Origin of the sequence: Candidatus Shikimatogenerans bostrichidophilus (assembly GCF_033372575.1) — a bacterium.
Lineage (GTDB): Bacteria > Bacteroidota > Bacteroidia > Flavobacteriales > Blattabacteriaceae > Shikimatogenerans > Shikimatogenerans bostrichidophilus_L.
Map to the genome: position 1 here is coordinate 1 of NZ_CP104094.1, position 20,492 is coordinate 20,492.

At 14.6% G+C, this 20,492-nt stretch carries 15 protein-coding genes and 4 tRNA genes; 8 read left to right on the forward strand and 11 right to left on the reverse strand.

Going from position 1 to position 20,492, the window contains the following annotated elements; genetic code table 11:
- Window positions 1-4: 4 nt before the first annotated feature.
- The 9 genes from rpoB to N2590_RS00045 form a co-directional block, all read right to left on the reverse strand.
- Complete coding sequence (rpoB, locus tag N2590_RS00005) at window positions 5-3,664, reverse strand: DNA-directed RNA polymerase subunit beta (RefSeq protein ID WP_318165772.1); 3,660 nt, start codon at window positions 3,662-3,664, stop codon at window positions 5-7.
- Window positions 3,665-3,739: 75 nt separating this feature from the next.
- Window positions 3,740-4,288, reverse strand: coding sequence for a 50S ribosomal protein L10 (rplJ, locus tag N2590_RS00010; protein ID WP_318165773.1), 549 nt, complete (start codon window positions 4,286-4,288; stop codon window positions 3,740-3,742).
- A 28-nt stretch (window positions 4,289-4,316) separates the two neighbouring features.
- Window positions 4,317-4,973, reverse strand: a complete 657-nt coding sequence (locus N2590_RS00015) for a ribosomal L1 domain-containing protein (RefSeq protein WP_318165774.1) — start codon at window positions 4,971-4,973, stop codon at window positions 4,317-4,319.
- Between the two features lie 66 nt (window positions 4,974-5,039).
- Window positions 5,040-5,558: a transcription termination/antitermination protein NusG gene (gene nusG / locus N2590_RS00020; RefSeq protein ID WP_318165775.1), complete on the reverse strand. Its 519-nt coding sequence runs from the start codon at window positions 5,556-5,558 to the stop codon at window positions 5,040-5,042.
- A 22-nt stretch (window positions 5,559-5,580) separates the two neighbouring features.
- Window positions 5,581-5,653: transfer RNA gene (locus tag N2590_RS00025), tRNA-Trp, on the reverse strand.
- Between the two features lie 66 nt (window positions 5,654-5,719).
- The gene (gene tuf, locus N2590_RS00030; RefSeq protein ID WP_318165776.1) at window positions 5,720-6,895 is read right to left on the reverse strand and encodes an elongation factor Tu; all 1,176 of its coding nucleotides are present in this window, start codon (window positions 6,893-6,895) and stop codon (window positions 5,720-5,722) included.
- A gap of 38 nt (window positions 6,896-6,933) precedes the next feature.
- A tRNA-Gly gene (locus tag N2590_RS00035) sits at window positions 6,934-7,006 on the reverse strand.
- A gap of 7 nt (window positions 7,007-7,013) precedes the next feature.
- Window positions 7,014-7,097, reverse strand: a tRNA-Tyr gene (locus tag N2590_RS00040).
- A 20-nt stretch (window positions 7,098-7,117) separates the two neighbouring features.
- Window positions 7,118-7,190: transfer RNA gene (locus N2590_RS00045), tRNA-Thr, on the reverse strand.
- A 73-nt stretch (window positions 7,191-7,263) separates the two neighbouring features.
- Between N2590_RS00045 and N2590_RS00050 the strand changes: the two genes are divergently transcribed.
- Window positions 7,264-9,882, forward strand: a complete 2,619-nt coding sequence (locus N2590_RS00050) for a class I tRNA ligase family protein (RefSeq protein ID WP_318165777.1) — start codon at window positions 7,264-7,266, stop codon at window positions 9,880-9,882.
- Here N2590_RS00050 and N2590_RS00055 read toward each other — a convergent pair.
- A complete protein-coding gene (locus N2590_RS00055) occupies window positions 9,874-10,383 on the reverse strand; it encodes a crossover junction endodeoxyribonuclease RuvC (protein WP_318165778.1) in 510 nt (169 codons plus the stop codon). The two genes, N2590_RS00050 and N2590_RS00055, sit on opposite strands and share 9 nt — an antisense overlap.
- Window positions 10,384-10,407: 24 nt before the next feature.
- Here N2590_RS00055 and lon point away from each other — a divergent pair, with 24 nt between their 5' ends.
- From lon to N2590_RS00085, 7 genes are all read left to right on the forward strand, one after another.
- On the forward strand, window positions 10,408-12,867 hold the full coding sequence (lon, locus tag N2590_RS00060; protein ID WP_318165779.1) for an endopeptidase La: 2,460 nt from the start codon (window positions 10,408-10,410) through the stop codon (window positions 12,865-12,867).
- Window positions 12,867-14,534 carry a methionine--tRNA ligase gene (gene metG / locus N2590_RS00065; protein WP_318165780.1) on the forward strand — a complete coding sequence of 556 codons (1,668 nt, stop codon included), beginning with the start codon at window positions 12,867-12,869 and terminating at the stop codon, window positions 14,532-14,534. The genes lon and metG overlap by 1 nt, the downstream gene beginning before the upstream one ends.
- Window positions 14,531-15,289, forward strand: a complete 759-nt coding sequence (gene rsmA / locus N2590_RS00070) for a 16S rRNA (adenine(1518)-N(6)/adenine(1519)-N(6))-dimethyltransferase RsmA (protein WP_318165781.1) — start codon at window positions 14,531-14,533, stop codon at window positions 15,287-15,289. Before metG ends, rsmA begins: the two co-directional genes overlap by 4 nt.
- A 13-nt stretch (window positions 15,290-15,302) precedes the next feature.
- On the forward strand, window positions 15,303-16,706 hold the full coding sequence (gene sufB, locus N2590_RS00075) for a Fe-S cluster assembly protein SufB (RefSeq protein WP_318165782.1): 1,404 nt from the start codon (window positions 15,303-15,305) through the stop codon (window positions 16,704-16,706).
- Window positions 16,707-16,778: 72 nt separating this feature from the next.
- Window positions 16,779-17,501: a Fe-S cluster assembly ATPase SufC gene (gene sufC / locus N2590_RS00080; RefSeq protein ID WP_318165783.1), complete on the forward strand. Its 723-nt coding sequence runs from the start codon at window positions 16,779-16,781 to the stop codon at window positions 17,499-17,501.
- Window positions 17,502-18,336: 835 nt separating this feature from the next.
- Window positions 18,337-19,008, forward strand: a complete 672-nt coding sequence (locus N2590_RS00855; protein WP_474373859.1) for a SufD family Fe-S cluster assembly protein — start codon at window positions 18,337-18,339, stop codon at window positions 19,006-19,008.
- Between the two features lies 1 nt (window position 19,009).
- Window positions 19,010-20,233: an aminotransferase class V-fold PLP-dependent enzyme gene (locus tag N2590_RS00085; RefSeq protein ID WP_318165784.1), complete on the forward strand. Its 1,224-nt coding sequence runs from the start codon at window positions 19,010-19,012 to the stop codon at window positions 20,231-20,233.
- Between the two features lie 16 nt (window positions 20,234-20,249).
- Here N2590_RS00085 and rpmB read toward each other — a convergent pair whose 3' ends face one another.
- Window positions 20,250-20,468: a 50S ribosomal protein L28 gene (rpmB, locus tag N2590_RS00090; RefSeq protein WP_318165785.1), complete on the reverse strand. Its 219-nt coding sequence runs from the start codon at window positions 20,466-20,468 to the stop codon at window positions 20,250-20,252.
- Window positions 20,469-20,492: the final 24 nt, after the last annotated feature.

Genomic DNA, 20,492 nt, shown 5'->3' on the forward strand with positions numbered 1-20,492 from the left:
ATTATTATTTTAATTTTATATTTAAACATAAACCTTTTAATTCTTTTATTAATACATTAAATGATTCTGGAATTCCTGGTTTAGGAATTATTTTACCTTTTACAATAGCTTCATAAGTTTTTTTTCTTCCAATTATATCATCTGATTTAATTGTTAATAATTCTCTTAATATATTAGAAGCGCCATATGCTTCTAAAGCCCATACTTCCATTTCACCAAATCTTTGTCCTCCATATTGCGATTTACCTCCTAATGGTTGTTGAGTAATTAAAGAATATGGTCCAATAGATCTAGAATGTATTTTATCATCAACCATATGACCTAATTTTAACATATATATTACTCCTATAGTTACTTTTTTATTAAATTTTTCACCAGTTAAACCATCATATAAATCAGTTTGACAATATTTTTTAAGTTTAATAGAGTTATTATATTTATTATAATAATAATTAATATTATCAATTGAATTACCACTAAATACAGGGGAATAAAAACTAATTTTATTTTTATATCCTATATAACCTAAGATGGATTCTAAAATTTGACCAATATTCATTCTAGAAGGTACACTAAGAGGATTTAAAATAATATCTATTATTGAACCATCTTTAAGATAAGGCATATCTTCTTCATTTAATATTTTTGCGATTACACCTTTATTTCCATGTCTACCAGACATTTTATCACCTACTTTTAATTTTCTTTTTATAGCTATACGAACTTTAGCAATTTTAATTATATCATTAGATAATTCATCAAAAATTTGATTTTTATTTTTATTAATTTTAAACTTATTAATTAAATATTTAATTTTGAAATTATAATTATTTATTAATGAATAAATATTATTTAATTTAATTTTATTTAAATCAAATAAAAATATAAAATATTTATTATATTTTAACAATAATTTATGTATTTGATTAATATATTGTTTTTTATTTAAATTATTAAAATTAATTTTAATATAATTTAAAATATTTTTTTTTAATTTACAATTTTTTATAATATTATAAATTTTTTTTAAAAAAGATTTATATAATTTATTTTTTTGTTTACTAAATATTAATTTATTTATTTTATTTATTTTATTTATTTTATTTTTTTTATTATTTTTTTTATTTAAAATCTCTGTTTTTATAACTACTCCATATAATGATGAATGTGCTCTTAAAGATTTATCAATTACTTTTTCAGCTTTATTTCCAAATATTAATTTTAATAATTTCTCTTCTGGACTTATAATTGATTTTTCTTTAGGTACTATTTTACCAATTAATATATCCCCAGGTTTTACATAAGTTCCTATTTTAATTAAACCATTTTTATTTAAATTTTTAGTTTCATTTTTATTTAAATTAGGAATATCATTAGTAAATTCTTCTTTACCTAATTTATTATTTTTTAATTCTAAGGTAAATTCTTCTATATGTATAGAAGTAAATGTATCATTTTTAATAATTTTTTTAGATATTATTATAGCATCTTCAAAATTATAACCTTTCCAAGTCATAAAAGCAACTAATAAATTTTTTCCTAAAGCTAATTCACCATTCTTATTGCAAAAACCTTCACATAATATTTGATTTTTTTTTATATTTTGTCCTTTTTTTACAATAGGTTTTAAATTAATACAAGTATTCTGATTAGTTTTTTTAAATTTTTTTAATTTATGTATATAATATTTTTTGTTAAAATTTAATTTATTATTAGTATATTTATATTTGATTATAATTTTACTAGAATCAACATATTTTACTATTCCATTATATTTAGCATTTATATAATTTCTAGAATAATATATTACTTTTTTTTCTATTCCTGTACCTACTATAGGTGGTTCTAATTTTAATAAAGGAATTGCTTGTCTCATCATATTAGAACCCATTAATGCTCTATTTGCATCATCATGTTCTATAAATGGTATTAAAGCTGCTGATATTGATAACATTTGATTATAATAATAATCTTTATAATTTAAATATTTTATTTTATAAAAATTACATTCATTATTTTTTCTTCCTATTATTATGTTATTTTTATTATTTATGTTATATGGTGCTATAATTTTATTATATTCTTCGTAGGAAGTTAAATAAATTTTTTTTTTACCTCTTTTACAATTATTTAATTTATAATAAGGAGAAATTAAAAATCCCATTTTATTTATTTTAGTAAATAAACATAATGAATAAATTAATCCTATATTTGGTCCTTCTGGTGTTTCAATAGGACATAATCTTCCATAATGTGAATAATTTACATCTCTTACTTCAAAACTAGCTCTATCTTTTATTAATCCTCCAGGACCTAATAAAGTTAATCTTCTTTTATGTGTAATTTCAGATAACGGATTTGATTGTTCTAAATATTGAGAAAATTGACTAGTGCAAAAAAAATTATTTATTAAAGAAGATAAAATTTTAGAATGAATTAAATTATTAGGAGTTAATTTTTTAATTAAATTCTTATCTTTATAATGATAATTGAATTTATCTTTTATAATATTAGCTAATCTAGTTAAACCAATATAAAATAAATTATATAATTGATCACCAATATGTTTTATTTTTCTATTAGATAAACTATCATTATCATCAATATAATTTTTATAAATAAAAGAATTAATTAAAAATTTAATTATATATTTAATATCTTTCTTGTTAACTATTTTTAAATTATTTTTAATATTAAAAAATTTATTAATTTTATATCTTCCTATATTACCTAAATTATATTTTTTTTTTGAAAAAAATTTAGTATAAATAAAATTTTTAGCTATTTTATAATTAGGTGGTAAATTATTATTTAATATAGAATATAGATATTTAACATTATCTTTTTTATTATTATATAAATCTTTATTAATAGTATTATAATAAATATTAAATAATATATTATTTTTTATTACATATATTTTATTAATATTATTATTTAATAGTAATTTAATATTATTATTGTTAATTATATCATATTTTTTAATTAATAATTTATTATTAATAATAATGTCAAATGCATTTTTAGCATTAATTGAATATTTAACTTTAATTTTTTTAATAACGTTAAATATTTTCATTATTTTTTTTTCACTTTTATACCCAATGGCTTTTAAAAATGTAGTTAAAGGTATTTTATTTTTTTTATCTATTATTAGATATAAAATATTATTTTTATTTAAATTGAATTCTAACCATGAACCTTTTTTAGGTATAATTTTTGCACTATTATTACCAATAAATAAACCAGGTGATCTATGAATTTGAAATACTATTACTCTTTCATTTCCATTTATTATAAATGAACCTTTTGAAGTAATTAATGGACATGTACCTAAATATACTTTTTCTATAATTGATTTATTATTATTAGTTAATTTAAGTTTTAAATAAATAGATATATTATATGTTAATTTATATTTTATACACTCATTTATTGAATATTTTGGTTGTTCTATATAATAATTTAAGAACTTTAAATATATATTATTTTTTTTATTATAAATAGGAAATATATTTTTTAATACTTTATATAAATAATTTTTTTTATTATTAATATTGTTAGAGTAAAAATTAATAAATTTTTTAAAAGATTGTAATTGTGGTAATAAAAAATCTGGATAATTAACTTTTTTGTTAGTTAAATAAATTTTTTTTTTATACATTATTATTATTAATTTAATTTACTAATAGCTTAAAGCTATTATTATAATTTTAATATATTTCATATTATTAATAAATTAATTAATATTTAATTTATTAAATAATATTTTATTAATATTTAAAATATTAATTTTATTATATTGAATAATAAACTTAATAAAATTTTTAATTTTATTAATTAATATAAAAATAATATAATTAATTAATTCATTTTTAGATTTTAAATTACATAATATATCTACATATTTATCGCCATAATAAAATATATCATATTCATCTATATAGGCAACTTTTAAAATAGGATAATTATTATTTAATTTTTTATTATTTTTTATTACATTAGCAATATTTTTAGCATTATTTGAAAACATTATTGAATTATTATTAATTAATAGAGAAGATAATTTATTAAATATATATTTTTTTTTATTAATAATTAAATATTTTTTAAATAAAGTATTTTTTAGTTTTAATAATTTAATATTAAATTTGTAACAATCTTTTTTTAAAATAAATAATTTATTAGAATTAAAATTGGATATATCAATAATATAAAAATTTTTATATTTATTAAATAATATATTTAAATAATTTAATATTTTTTTTTTAAATTTTTTATTAATCATATAGTTATTTAATAATTTAAGTAATATATTAATTATTTAATTTAAAACTTGTTCCCATAGTGCTAGATAAATATATGTTTTTAATATTAAACAAATATTTCTTTTTTATTATTTCAATTTTATTTAAAATAAATTTTAAATTTTTAATTAATATTTTATTTTCAAAGGAAGTTTTTCCTATAGTAATATTAATTATTTTGTTATTATTATTTTTAATTTCTATATATTTGCTTGAAATAATATTTTTAATTTCTTTATATGGGTCGTTTGTAATATAATTATTAGAAGGTATTAAACCTTTACTACCTAATATTTTACCTAACTTTAATATTTTATTAATATAATGTTTTGTAGTTACAATTACATTAAATTTAGTCCACTTTTTATTTTTTATTTTATTTATATATTTATTACCTCCTATATAAATATGTTTATAATTTAATTTTTTAATTTGTTTTCTTTTATTTTTAGGAATAATAGCTAAAATAATATATTTTTTTCCATTTCCATAAGGTAATAATAAGTTTTCTTTAATTAGATTAATATTATTAGTTTTATTTTTTTTTTTATTAAATATTAAATTTATATAAATATCAATTGAAGAATCAAATTTAGTTTTATTATCTTTTTTTATTTTATTAAATATTTTTTCTAATTTATTATCATTATTAATATTATCACACATAATTAATTTATTTATAATAAAATCATAATATATGTAATTTAATTATATACAAATAATTCTAATAAGTTAATATTTATTAATATTATTAATGTTTAATTTTAAATTAGTTTTTTTACCTAAAAAATTAATAGATAATATAACATTATTATTATTAATTTTTTCTATTTTTCCATTAATATTATTAAATATTCCTGAATTTATTATTACATTATCACCTATTTTATAATTATTATTATTATTATTATTATTAATATCAATAATTTTTTTTAATTCATTTTTATTAATATTTAAAGGTAAATTTTTATATCTTTCATTTAAAAAGCCAAATATACCTTTAATTTTCTTTAAAATTAAAAATATATATTTATTTAAATATATATTAATAAACATATAACTAGGTAAAATTTTTTTTTTATATATTATTTTTTTTCCATTTTTAATATTTATATACTTTTTTGTAGGTATAAATATATATTTAATATATTTTAATTTATTTATTTTTAATAAATTATATTTTATTCTATTAATTATATTAATTTCTTCTCCATTTTTTATTTTTATTATATACCATTTTTTGTTTTTCATATATTTTATTTATTATTATATTCACGGATGGTAAGATTCGAACTTACATCATTCGGTTTTGGAGACCGAAGCTCTACCAATTAAGCTACATCCGTTATTTATAATTATTTTATATTAATATATATAATAAATAATTATAATTATTATAATAATTATAATAATTATAATAATTCAGTTATTTTTCCTGCACCTACTGTTTTACCACCTTCTCTAATAGCAAAATTTAATCCTTTATTAATAGCAATATATTTTTCTAATTTAATAGTTGCATTAATATTGTCTCCTGGCATAACCATTTCTATTCCTTTTTCTAAATTAATAGTTCCTGTAATATCAATAGTTCTTAAATAAAATTGAGGTTTATATTTATTATAAAATGGAGTATGTCTTCCACCTTCTTCTTTTTTAAGAATATAAATATGAGCTTTAAATTTATTATATGATTTTATTGAATTTGGTGCACATAAAACCATTCCTCTTTTAATTTGTTTTTTTTCTATACCACGTAATAATAGTCCAACATTATCTCCAGCTTCACCTTTATCTAATATTTTTTTAAACATTTCTATTCCTGTTACTGTAGTATCAATTTTTTTATTCATTCCTATACATTGTATTTGATCACCTATTTTTATAGTACCAGTTTCAATTTTTCCTGTACAAACAGTACCTCTTCCAGTAATTGTGAATATATCTTCTATTGACATTAAAAAAGGTTTATTTATATCTCTAATAGGATTAGGAATATGTTTATCAATTGTATTCATTAATTTATATATAATATCTATATATTTTTTGTCACCGTTTAGTGCTTTTAATGCAGAACCTTCTATAATTGGTACATTATTATAATTGTAATAACTTAATAATTCTTTACTTTCAATTTTTACTAATTCTAATAATTCTTTATCTTTTATTAAATCTATTTTGTTTATAAATACTATTAAATTTGGTACACCTACTTGTTTAGCTAATAATATATGTTCTCTAGTTTGTGGCATAGGTCCATCAGTTGCAGCTATTACTAATATAGCTCCATCCATTTGAGCAGCCCCAGTAATCATATTTTTTATATAATCTGAATGTCCAGGACAATCAATATGAGCATAATGATAATTTTCTGTTTCATATTCTATATGTGAAGTATTAATAGTGATACCTCTTTCTTTTTCTTCTGGTGCATTATCTATAGATGAGAATTTTTTTTCTACGGCTAAACCTTTTATAGATAATGCTTTTGTAATCGCTGCAGTTAATGTTGTTTTACCATGATCAACATGGCCAATTGTACCTATATTTATATGAGGTTTATTTCTAATAAATTTTTTTTTTGACATTTAATTAATTTTTATTTTATTAATTATAATATAAGATAAGCGGAAAACGGGTCTCGAACCCGTAATCTTCAGCTTGGAAGGCTGATGCTCTACCAATTGAGCTATTTCCGCAATTTTATGGGGAGAGTAGGATTTGAACCTACGAAGATAATAAATCAACAGATTTACAGTCTGTCCTCGTTAACCACTTGAGTATCTCCCCATCATAATAAAATATTATTAAGCCGATGGTAGGATTTGAACCTACAACTACGAGATTACAAATCACGGGCTCTACCAATTGAGCTACATCGGCAATAAAAAATTATATTTTAATATAAATATAATAATATTAATAATAAAAATAAAAAATTAAATATGGTAATTAAATGAAATATAATTTTAAAAATATAGAGGAAAAATGGATTAAAAAACATAAAAAAATTAATTTTTTAAAATTTAATAAAAAAAATAAAAAAAAATTTTATATTCTTAATATGTTTCCTTATCCATCTGGATATGGTTTACATGTAGGACATACAATAGGATATATATATTCAGATATAATAGCTAAATATAAATTAAGAAAAAACTATAATATATTAAATCCTATAGGTTTTGATTCTTTTGGTTTACCAGCTGAACATTATGCAATTAATAATAATGAACATCCGATAAAAATAATAAAAAAATCAATTAAAAATTTTAAAAAACAAATAAAAAGATTAGGAGTATTTTTTAATTGGGATAGAGAAATAACTACTCATAGTAGTAAATATTATAAATGGACACAGTGGATATTTATAAAATTATTTAATTCATGGTATGATAAAAATAAAGCAAAAAATATAAATCTCTTAATTAAAAAAATAAAAAATAAAAATTTTTATTTAAATAAAAAATTAATTAAATGGAATTTATTAGATGAAAATAATAAAAATAAAATTTTAAATAAATTTAGATTAATTTATTTAAAAAAAACTTATGTTAATTGGTGTCCTAAATTATCTACTGTATTATCTAATGAAGAAATTAATAACGGAAAAAGTATAAGAGGAGGTTATGAAATAATAAAAAAAAAAATGTTACAATGGCATATTAGAATTACTAAATATTGTAATAGATTATTAAAAGATTTTAAATATATTAGATGGCCTAAAAAAATAAAAAATTCTCAAAAACAATGGATAGGAAAAAAAAAGGTTAATAAATTTTATTTAAAAAATAATAAAGTAAAATTAAAATTATATTGTTATAAGAAAAAAGATATAAATAGAATAAAAAATATAATTTTTGTAGCCCCTTCAACTAATACAGATATATTAATAAATAATTATATAAAAGAAAAAAATAAAATAAATAATATAATTAAAAGTATTTATTATAATAAAAATAAAAAAATATTAATTAATACTAAAATATATAATAGTAATAATGAAAAAATTAACTTATATATAAGTAATTATTTTATTAATAAAAGTTTAAATAATGTATATACTACCACTAATAATAATGATAAATTTTTTAAATTAAAAAATAATAAAATATTAAATTTAGAAAAAGATTTTAATATAAAAAATATTAAAATTAACAATAAAAATATTAAAAAAATAATAATATTTAATTTAAAAGATATTGTATTTTCAAGACAAAGATATTGGGGAGAACCAATACCAATATATTATAAACATAATATCCCTTATAATATAGATATTAATAGTTTACCTTTAAAATTACCTTATATAAAAAATATTAATATTTTAAAATTAAAAAATTATGATAAATGGGCTTGGAATAATAAAACTAATACTATAGTTAGTAAAAAATTAATTAATAATAATAATCATATATATAAATTAGATGTTAATACTATGCCTAGTGTAGCAGCATCAAATTGGTATTATATAAGATTTATAGATCCTTATAATAATAATGAAATTGTAAATAGTAAATATATAAAATATTGGAAAAATGTAGATTTATATATTGGTGGTTCTGAACATACTAATGGCCATTTATTATATTCTAGATTTTGTTATAAATTTTTGAAAGATATAAAATTATTGAATTCAAAAGAACCATTTAAATACTTTATTAACCAAGGAATAATTTTGTATTATTCCAATATAATATATAAAAAAAAAAATAAAAATATATTTGTTTCATATGATAAAATAAATAATAAAAAATATTATCAAAAAGTATATGTTATAAAAGATTATATAAATAATAAAAAATATTTAAATATTAATAAATTTATAAAGTTTAATAAAATATATAAAAAATACAAATTTAAATTAAATAATAATAAAAAATTTATATGTAAACTAAAATTAGAAAAAATGTCAAAATCAAAATTAAATATAGTAAATCCAGATGAAATAATTAATAAATATGGAATAGATACTTTAAGATTATATCAAGTATTTATGGGACCTTTTAATAAAAAAAAAATATGGAATGTAAATAATATAAAAGGTATATATAGATTTTTAAATAAAATATGGAATTATATAATTAATATTAAAGATAATTGGTTTAAAAATAAACCGAATTTTGAAGAAAATTATATAATTAATAAATTAATACTTAAAATAAATAATGATTTTAAAAATTATAATTTAAATACTTCTATAAGTTATTTAATGATAACATTAAAAAAAATTATTAAAATAAAATGTAAAAATAAAAAAATTATTAAAAAATTTATAATTTTATTATCTTTATTTGCACCTTATATATCAGAAGAAATATGGTACTTATTAGGAAATAAAAAAAGTATATTTTTTGAAAAAAATCCTAAAATAAATAATAAATATTTAATTAAAAAAAAAAATAAATATATAGTTATGATAAATAATAAAAAAAAAATTATTATTTATGTAAATAATAAAAATAATAATAAAAAATATTTAATAAAAAAAATAATTAATAATAGTTATTTAAATGTTAAAAATTATAAAAAAATAATTTATATAAAAAATAAAATTATTAATATTTTATTTTAAATTAAGTTTAGTTTTAATTATTAAAATATGACAAATAACTATACTTAAACTATCTATATAATCATATGATTTATTATAATTTAATTTTTTATTTAATATATTTTCTAAAATTAGTTTAATATTCTGTTTACTACAATTACCATTACCTGAAATTATATATTTAATAGTTTTAGGAGAATATTCAATAAAAGGAATATTATAATAAATAAATAATATTAAAATAGTTGTATGTAATTTAATTAAATTTATCATAGTTTTAACATTATTTCCTAAAAATATTGATTCAATAACTAATAAAGTAGGTTTATATAATAAAATAATTTTTTTAATTTTTAAATAAATAGTAATTAATTTTAAATATATATTATTAATGGAATTAATTTTTATTTCTTTTAATAAATGTATATAAATTTTATTATTATTATATTCTATTACTGATAAACCTATATTATTAATTCCAGGATCTATACCAATAATGATATTTTTTTTATTAATATTCATTATTATAATTATTAAATTTAATTTATGAATATTATTAAAAGATACAAAAATTATATAAAGAAAGAAAAGATAAAAAGAATTAATAATATAAATAAAATTAATAATAATAAAATTAATAATATATATGATATATTATCTATTAATAATAATGTATTATTGCCAGGATTATTATTAATGATTAACATAAAAAATAAAAATATAGTTAATAAAATAAGAAACTTATATAAAAATAAACAATTAATAGGAATAATTACAGTTAAAAAAAAAATTAATAAAACTTTAAAATTAAATAAAAATTTTTTTTTAGATTTTAAAAATAAATTTTATATTAATAATAATTTTAAAAATATTAATATATATAATATAGGAACAATAGGAAAAATATTAAAAATAATAAATATTAAAAAAAATATAATATTAATAGTAAAAGGAAAATATAGATTTAAAATAATTAATAAATTATCAAATAATAATAATAAGTATTTTAAAGCAAAAATAAAAAGAATTAAATATAATAATATTAATAATAAAAAATCATTAATATATTTTGACTTAATAAAAAATTTAACTATAAAAATAATTAAATATAATGATTATTTAAATAATAATTTAATAAATAATATATTAGAAACAAAATGTATATTAGAATTAATAAATATTATAAATGTTAATTTTAAATTTAATTATATTTATAAACAAATTTTATTAGAAGAAAATAATATAATAAAAAAATTATATATACTATTAATAATTTTAAAATTAGAATATAAAAAAGTTTTATATTATAAAAAGATAAAAGATAAAATAAATAAAAAAATAAAAAAATTTAAATTAAAATATAATCCTAATTCTAATATTATTCATGAAATCTTTAATGTTAAGGAAGATAAGTTATTAATATCATTATTTAAATTATATAAAAAAAAAAAAAAATTATCTAAAAAAGTTAAAAAACATTTTAAAACTGAATTTTCAAATATAAAAAAAATAAATAATCAATTACCAGAATATAACGTAAATATTAAATATTTAAATTATCTTATTAATTTACCATGGAATAAATATACAAAAGATAATTATGATTTAAAAAGAGCTAAAAAATTATTAGATAATAATCATTATGGATTAAAAGAAATAAAAAATAGAATATTAGAATATTTAGCAGTTTATAAATTAAATAAAGGTAATGTAAAATCTCCTATTATATGTTTATATGGTCCTCCAGGCGTTGGTAAAACTTCATTAGGAATATCTATTGCTAAAGCATTAAATAGAAAATATGTAAGAATATCATTAGCAGGTTTACATGATGAAGCAGAATTAAGAGGACATAGAAAAACTTATATAGGTGCAATGCCAGGAAGAATATTACAAAATATAAAAAAAGCTAAAAGTTCAAATCCAGTATTTGTTTTAGATGAAATAGATAAAATAAGTATAGGATATAATGGAGATGCTTCATCAGCTATGTTAGAAATATTAGATCCAGAACAAAATAAAAATTTTTATGATAATTATTTAGAAATTGGATATGATTTATCAAAAACATTATTTATTGCTACTGCAAATAATATTAATAATATAAATGATGCTTTATTAGATAGAATGGAAATAATTAATATAAATGGATATATAGTAGAAGAAAAAATAAATATAGCTAAAAATTTTATAATCCCACAACTAATAAAAAATAATGGCATTAACAGAATAAACAAGAATATTAAAATAGAAGAAAAAATATTAAAAAATATAATTTTAAATTATACTTACGAAGGTGGAATAAGAAAATTAAAAGAATGTATAGAAAAAATAATTAGAAATATAGCAAAAAATATAGTAATGAAAAAAAAAATTATATATAAAATAAATAATAAATTAGTAACTAAAATATTAGGTAATTCTAAGATACATAATAATTATGAAATTATTAATATACCAGGGGTATGTGTCGGATTAGCATGGACTAAATATGGCGGAGAAATTATATATATAGAAACTAATATAATGAAAGGAAAAGGAGAATTAAGTATTACTGGTAATGTAGGAAAAATAATGAAAGAATCAGTTATAATTTCTATGAAATATATAAAAGCTAATTATAAAAAATATAATATTAATTACAAATTATTAATTAATTATGATATTCATTTACATATCCCAGAAGGTTCAATTCATAAAGATGGACCATCAGCAGGAGTAACAATTTTTACATCATTGGTATCAATATTAACTAATAAAAAAATAAAACCTTATACTGCAATGACAGGAGAAATAACATTAAGTGGTAAAATATTAGCCGTTGGGGGAATTAAAGATAAAATATTAGGGGCTAAAAGATCATTAATAAAATACATAATTTTACCTAAAAAAAATATAAATGATGTAAAAGAAATTAATAAAAATTTATTAAAAAATATAAAAATCTATTATATAGATAAGTTAGATGATATAATAAAAATAGCCTTATTAAATAATAATAATTAATGAGGTATATAATAACTGCTGCATTTCCTTATACTAATGGTTATATACATATAGGACATATGTCAGGGATATATATACCAAGTGATATATATTATAGATATTTAAGATTAAATAATAAAAAAAAAGTAATATATATTTCAGGATCTGATGAACATGGATCATCAATTTTAATAAAATCATTAAATGAAAAAAAAAATATTAAAAATATAATAAATAAATATCATAATTATAATAAAAAATATTTAAAAATATTTAATATAAAATTAAATAACTACTATAGAACTACAAAAAAAAAACATCATAATTTAGTAAAAAAAATATTTAAAAAATTATTAGTTAAAAAAAAGTTAAAAAAAAAAACAAGTTATGAATATTATGATAAATATTACAAACAATATTTATCGGATAGATATGTAATAGGAATATGCCCTTATTGTAATAATAAAAATTCTTATTCTGATCAATGTGAAAAATGTGGAAATATAATAAAAGAAGGAAAATTATTAAAACCTATATCTATATTAAGTAAAAAAAAACCAATTTTAAAAAAAACTATTAATTATTTTATAAAAATTAAAGATAATAAAAAATTAATAAATAATTACTTAAATCATTTAATTAATAACAAATATAATAAAATAAATGTAATTAATAATATAAAATATTATTTAAAAAGTTTAAAAAATAGATCAATTACAAGAGATTTAAAATGGGGAGTAAAATTACCAATTAAAAAATATAAAAATAAAGTAATATATGTATGGTTTGATGCATTAATAGGATATTTATCTTCTAGTATAGAATATTGTGAAAAAAAAAAAATAAAATGGTATAAATATTGGAAAAATAATAATACTAGATTAATAACATTTATAGGAAAAGATAATATTTATTTTCATAGTATTTTATTACCGATAATATATAAAAATTATAATAAGAAATTGATAATTCCTAATTATATACAATCAAATAATTTTTTAAAATTAGAAGGTAAAAAAATATCTACCTCTAATAATTGGACAATAAATTTACATGAAATATTAACTATTTTACCTAATATGCAAGATACAATAAGATATGCATTAATTATGGATATGCCAGAAAATAAAGATACAAATTTTACATTAAAAAATTTAAGATTATATAATAATTCAATATTAATAGGAATATTAGGTAATTTTATCAATAGATCAATAGTATTATTAAACAAAAAAAGTAATGGAATTATTTTAAAACCATTAAATATAAAAAAAAAAGATAAAAAAATATTAAAATTAATTAATAAATATCCAATTAAAATTTATAAATTAATTAAACAATTTAAATTTAAGGATTCAATATGTAAATTTATTAATTTATCAAGAATTGGTAATAAATATATATCTTATAAAAAACCATGGAATATAAAAGAAAAAAAAAAGGTTAATTATATAATGTATATAGTATTTAAAATTATTATAATGATTAGTTATTTATCATATATATATTTACCTAATACAAATAAAAAATTATTAAATATTTTAAACTTAAAAAGAAAAGATATAAATAATATAATATTAAATAAAAAAGAATTAAATAATCATAAAATTAATAAAAATAAAATTATATTTAATAAAATTTATAAAAATGATATTAATAAAATAAAAAATATTTTAAATAATAGATGAAAATAAAAAAATATTATAGTCAAAATTATTTAATTAATAACTATTATATAATAAAAATAATTAATATATTAAAAAAAAGTAATATTAATTATGATTGTATATTAGAAATAGGTGCAGGAATAGGAAATTTAAGTAAGGAAATTATTAAAATAAAAAAAAAAAAAATTATATTAATAGAAATTGATAAAACATTAATTAATATATTAAAAAAAAAGTTTAAAAAATATAAAATAATTAATAAAAATATTTTAAATTGTAATTTAAAAAAATTAGGTTATAAAAAATATTATATAATTGGTAATTTTCCATATAATATATCAAGTAAATTAATATTATGGATAATAAAGAATAAAAAATATATAGTTGAATGTATTGGTATGTTTCAAAAAGAATTTGTAAATAGTATATTAAGTCTTAATAAGAAATTTAAAACTAAATTATCAATTAACATTAATTTATATTTTAAAGTAATTAAATTATTTAATATAAATAATAAAAATTTTTTTCCTATTCCAAAAGTAAATTCAACAGTAATTAAGTTAAAAAAAAAAAAAACAAATTTATTAAAAATAAATAATATAAAATATAAAAAATTTATTTTATTTATAAAAGAATGTTTTAAATATAAAAGAAAAATAATAAAAAATTCATTATTTAATTATTTAAAAAATAAAAAAAATAATAAATTGTTTTTTAAAAGAATAGAAGAATTAAATATATATGAAATAATAAAATTATATAAAATAATAAATTAATATAATATAAATAATGAAAATTAAAAATAATATATATAAATATGGATTTTATACAAATATAAAATCTAATACGTTATCAATAGGTATAAATAAAAAAATAATTAAAAAAATATCAAAATTAAAAAATGAACCAAAATGGATGACAAAATGGAGATTAAAATCTTTTAAGTATTGGAAAAAATTAAAATATCCTAAATGGTCAAACTTAAATTATAAAAAAATTAATTTTAATTTAATTAGTTATTTTTCAGAAATTGTAAAAAAAAATAATAAATTAGATAAAAAAATAATAAAAACTTTTGAAAAATTAGGAGTTCCTATAAAAAATAATAAAAAAAATAAAAAAGTATCAATTGATTTTATTTTTGATTCTACTAGTATTACTACAACTTATAAAAAAATATTGAATAAATATGGTATCATATTTTGTTCAATAAATGAAGCAATAACTAAATATAGTAATTTAATAAAAAAATATATGGGTACTGTAGTATCTTATAAAGATAATTATTATGCCTCATTAAATTCAGCAGTTTTTTCAGATGGTTCTTTTTGTTATATTCCAAAAGGAGTAAAATGTCCAATTGATTTATCAACATATTTTAGAATAAATAATAGTTTAATTGGTCAATTTGAAAGAACATTAATAATAGTTGATGAAGGTGGATCAGTAAGTTATTTAGAAGGTTGTACAGCCCCAATAAGAAAAAAAAATCAATTACATGGAGCAGTAGTAGAATTAATAGCATTAAAAAATGCAAACATTAAATATTCAACAGTACAAAATTGGTATCCTGGTAATAAAAAAGGAAAAGGGGGAATATATAATTTTGTTACTAAAAGAGGAATATGCAATAAAAATTCAAAAATTACATGGATACAGTTAGAAACTGGTTCATTATTAACTTGGAAATATCCATCATGTATTTTAAAAGGAGATAATTCAATTGGCGAATTTAGATCAGTTTCATTAACTAAAAATTATCAACAAATAGATACAGGAACTAAAATGATACATATAGGAAAAAATACAAAAAGTATAATAATATCTAAAAGTATATGTATGGATAAATCAATTAATACATATAGAGGATTAGTAAAGATAAATAAGAATTCTAAAAATTCTAATAATTATACTCAATGTGATTCATTATTAATAGGTAATAAATGTAGTACTCATACTTTACCTTATATAATATCTACTAATTCTTCAGCTAAAATAGAACATGAATCAACGATATCTAATATAGAAGAAGAACAAATCTATTATTGTAATCAAAGAGGAATAAATAATGAAAATGCAATGTCAATAATAGTAAATGGTTTTAGTATGGAAATAATTAAAGAATTACCTTTAGAATTTGCATTAGAAGCTAAAGAATTATTAAATATAAAATTAAAGAATACTGTAGGATAAAATAAAATAATATAATATAATAGAATATAATATAATAGAATAGAATAGAATAGAATAGAATAGAATAAATATATGTTAGATATAAATAATTTATATGTAAAAATAAAAAATAATTTAATTATTAAAGGTTTAAATTTAAAAATTAAAAATAATGAAATTCATATCATTATGGGACCAAATGGATCAGGAAAAAGTACATTATCATATGTAATATCAGGTAAACAAAAATATATAATTGAAAAAGGAAAAATATTATTTAATAATAAATTAATTAATAATTTATCACCTTATGAAATATCAAAATTAGGAATTTATTTATCATTTCAATATCCAATAGAAATAAATGGTATAACAATGTATAGTTATTTAAAAACTATATTAAAAAAAAAATATAATAATAGAGTAATATTAAAAAAAATATATAAAGTATGTAAAAAATTAAAAATAAATAAAAATTATTTATATCGTTATTTTAATGTAGGTTTTTCAGGTGGAGAAAAGAAAAAAAATGAAATATTACAAATGTTATTATTAAAACCTAAATTAGTTATATTAGATGAAATTGATTCTGGATTAGATATAGATACATTAAATATAATATTTAAAAATATAAATAAATATAAAAAAAAATATAAATGTTCAATAATAATAATTACACATAATACAAATATTATAAAATATATAAATACTAATTATGTGCATATATTATATAATGGAAAAATAATAAAAAGTAGTAATAAGAATATAATAGAAAAAATAGAAAAATATGGATATAAAAAAATAGTAAAACAATGAAAATAGAAGAATTAATAAAAAATATAAATAAAAAAAAAAGAAAAAAATTATTAAAAATATTAATAAAAAAAAAAAAAAAAAAAAAAAAAAAATAAAAAAATTAAAAAATAAAAAAAATAAAAAAATAAAAAAAAAAAAAAAAAAAAAAAAAAAAAAAAAAAAAAAAAAAAAAAAAAAAAAAAAAATAAAAAAAAAAAAAAAAAAAAAAAAAAAAAATAAAAAAAAAAAAAAAAAAAAAAAAAAAAAAAAAAAAAAAAAAAAAAAAAAAAAAAAAAAAAAAAAAAAAAAAAAAAAAAAAAAAAAAAAAAAAAAAAAAAAATTATTAAAAAAATTAAAAAAAAAAAAAAATAATATAAAGGATAAATATAAATATTCAAAAATTAAAAATATTATAAAATTAAATAAAATATATAATAATAAAAATAATAAATATAATAAAAATGAAAAAAAATATAAATTAAATATAAAATATAATAATGATATAAATATTACATATAAAAATGGGAAATTAACAAATATAATAATTAAAAAAAATATAAAAAAATTAATAAAAATTAAAAAAATATTAATAAAAAAAATAATTAATAAATATTTAAAATATTTTAGATTTTATAATTATTATTCTTTAATTAATATATTATACTTATCAAATAAAAAAAAATATATTTATTTAATAGATATAAAAAACATTTTAATAATAGATTTAAAAATATATTATATATATTTAAAAAATTATAAATATAAAGAAATAATAAATGATAATGTATTTATAAAAGTAAAAAATAAAATTAATATTATAGAGGAATATATAATTAATAATAATAAAAAAAAAATAATTAATAATTCAATAATTAATATATTATTAAAAAAAAACAGTGAAGTAAATTATTATAAATATAATAATAAAACATTATATATAAATAATATTAACAATATCTATATATATCAAGATTATAAAAGTAAATTAATATTATATAATATAGATTATAATAATAGATTAACTTTAAATGATATAAATATAAAATATATAAATAATAAATGTTATACTAGAGTATATAATATAATAATATTAAGCAAAAATCAAATATTAGAAAATTATATAAATATAAAAAATAATTATAATTATTGTAATAATAAATTATATTATATAGGAGTTTATAATTATAATTCATATTGTGTAATAAATGGAAATATAAATATAAAAAATAAAACTAAAAATAATATATCATTACAAAATTATAAAAATTTTATTTTATCTAATAAAGTATTTTTATTTGCTAAACCAGAATTAAATATTAATTCTAATAAAGTAATATGTTCACATGGATTTACATTAGGAAAAATAGATAAAAATATAATTTATTATTTATTAACTAGAGGATTAAAATTAAAAAAATGTAAAATAATATTTTATTTATCAAATATTTATAAATATTTAATTTTAAAAAATAAATATTTAAATAATATAAAAAATAATATTATTAAAAAATTATATACAATTATTTAAAATGTTTAATAAAAAAGAAATTAAATTAATAAGAAAAGAATTTCCTATATTAAAAAAAATTATAAATGGCTATAAATTAATATATTTCGATAATTCTTCAACTACACAAAAACCTAAAATTCTAATAGATAAAATAAAATATTATTATTATAATTATAATTCTAATCTTTATAGATATAATAATTATTTAAGTGTAAAATCTACAATATATGTAGATGAATGTAGAAAAACAATTAAAAAATTAATTAATGCTAATAGTTATAAAGAAATAATATTTACTAAAAGTACTACCGAATCAATTAATTTATTATCAGTATGTTTAAAAAATATTAATAAAAAAAATGATGAAATTATTATCTCTCAATTAGAACATCATTCAAATCTAATTCCATGGCAAATATTATGTAAAAAAAAAAAACTTAAATTAAAAATATTAAAAATTAATGAAAAATATAATATATCTTTAAAATACTTGAAATATAAATTATCTAAAAAAACTAAAATTGTTTCTATTACTCATATATCAAATGTATTTGGTACTATTTTACCTATAAAAAAAATAGTAGAAATAATAAAAAATTATAATAGAAACATATTAATTATTTTAGATTGTGCTCAATCAATTGCTCATATCCCTATAGATGTACAAAAATTAAATGTAGATATTTTAGTATTTTCTAGTCATAAAATATATGGTCCTACAGGATTAGGAATATTATATTGTAAAGAAGAAATATTAAATAAATTAATACCATATCAATATGGAGGAGGAATGATAAAAGAAGTAAGATATAAGAATACTATATATGAGAATGGATATAAACAATTAGAAGCAGGAACAATAAATATAGCTTCAATATATAGTTTTATGTATGTAATAAAATATTTAAATAAAATAAAAATTTATAACATTAATATATATGAAAATAAATTAATTAATTATTTGAAAAAATTATTATTAAAAAATAAAAAAATTATTTTATATGGAAAAGATAATATTAATTCATCATCAATATTGTCATTTAATATAAAAAATAAAAATAATTATGATATTGGATTATTATTAAATAACTATGGTATACAAGTAAGAATAGGAAATCAATGTGCAGAACCATTAATGAAATATTTAAAATTAAATGGTACAATAAGAGTAAGTTTAGGATTATATAATAATAAAGAAGAAATAGATAAATTTTATTATTATTTAAATAAAATAATAAAATAATATTAATATAATTACATTATTTAATATTTAATAGTTTAATAATAAAATTAATACCTTTTTTTTTAATTAATCTAATAGCTGAAGTAGATAGTTTAAGTTTTATCCATTTGTTATTAATAAAAAATTTTTTATTAAAAAAATTAATTTTAAACCATCTTTTAGTTTTAATATTTGAATGAGATATTTTATTACCTTTAATTGGACGTTTATTAGTAATTTTACATATTTTTGACATAAAAAAAAAAAATATTAATAAATA

Excerpts from the sequence above, each read along its gene's own strand:
- rpoB (WP_318165772.1), bottom strand. The coding sequence starts at position 3,664 with ATGTATAAAAAAAAAATTTATTTAACTAACAAAAAAGTTAATTATCCA.
- rplJ (WP_318165773.1), bottom strand. The coding sequence starts at position 4,288 with ATGATTAATAAAAAATTTAAAAAAAAAATATTAAATTATTTAAATATA.
- N2590_RS00015 (WP_318165774.1), bottom strand. The coding sequence starts at position 4,973 with ATGTGTGATAATATTAATAATGATAATAAATTAGAAAAAATATTTAAT.
- nusG (WP_318165775.1), bottom strand. The coding sequence starts at position 5,558 with ATGAAAAACAAAAAATGGTATATAATAAAAATAAAAAATGGAGAAGAA.
- tuf (WP_318165776.1), bottom strand. The coding sequence starts at position 6,895 with ATGTCAAAAAAAAAATTTATTAGAAATAAACCTCATATAAATATAGGT.
- N2590_RS00050 (WP_318165777.1), top strand. The coding sequence starts at position 7,264 with ATGAAATATAATTTTAAAAATATAGAGGAAAAATGGATTAAAAAACAT.
- N2590_RS00055 (WP_318165778.1), bottom strand. The coding sequence starts at position 10,383 with ATGAATATTAATAAAAAAAATATCATTATTGGTATAGATCCTGGAATT.
- lon (WP_318165779.1), top strand. The coding sequence starts at position 10,408 with ATGAATATTATTAAAAGATACAAAAATTATATAAAGAAAGAAAAGATA.
- metG (WP_318165780.1), top strand. The coding sequence starts at position 12,867 with ATGAGGTATATAATAACTGCTGCATTTCCTTATACTAATGGTTATATA.
- rsmA (WP_318165781.1), top strand. The coding sequence starts at position 14,531 with ATGAAAATAAAAAAATATTATAGTCAAAATTATTTAATTAATAACTAT.
- sufB (WP_318165782.1), top strand. The coding sequence starts at position 15,303 with ATGAAAATTAAAAATAATATATATAAATATGGATTTTATACAAATATA.
- sufC (WP_318165783.1), top strand. The coding sequence starts at position 16,779 with ATGTTAGATATAAATAATTTATATGTAAAAATAAAAAATAATTTAATT.
- N2590_RS00085 (WP_318165784.1), top strand. The coding sequence starts at position 19,010 with ATGTTTAATAAAAAAGAAATTAAATTAATAAGAAAAGAATTTCCTATA.
- rpmB (WP_318165785.1), bottom strand. The coding sequence starts at position 20,468 with ATGTCAAAAATATGTAAAATTACTAATAAACGTCCAATTAAAGGTAAT.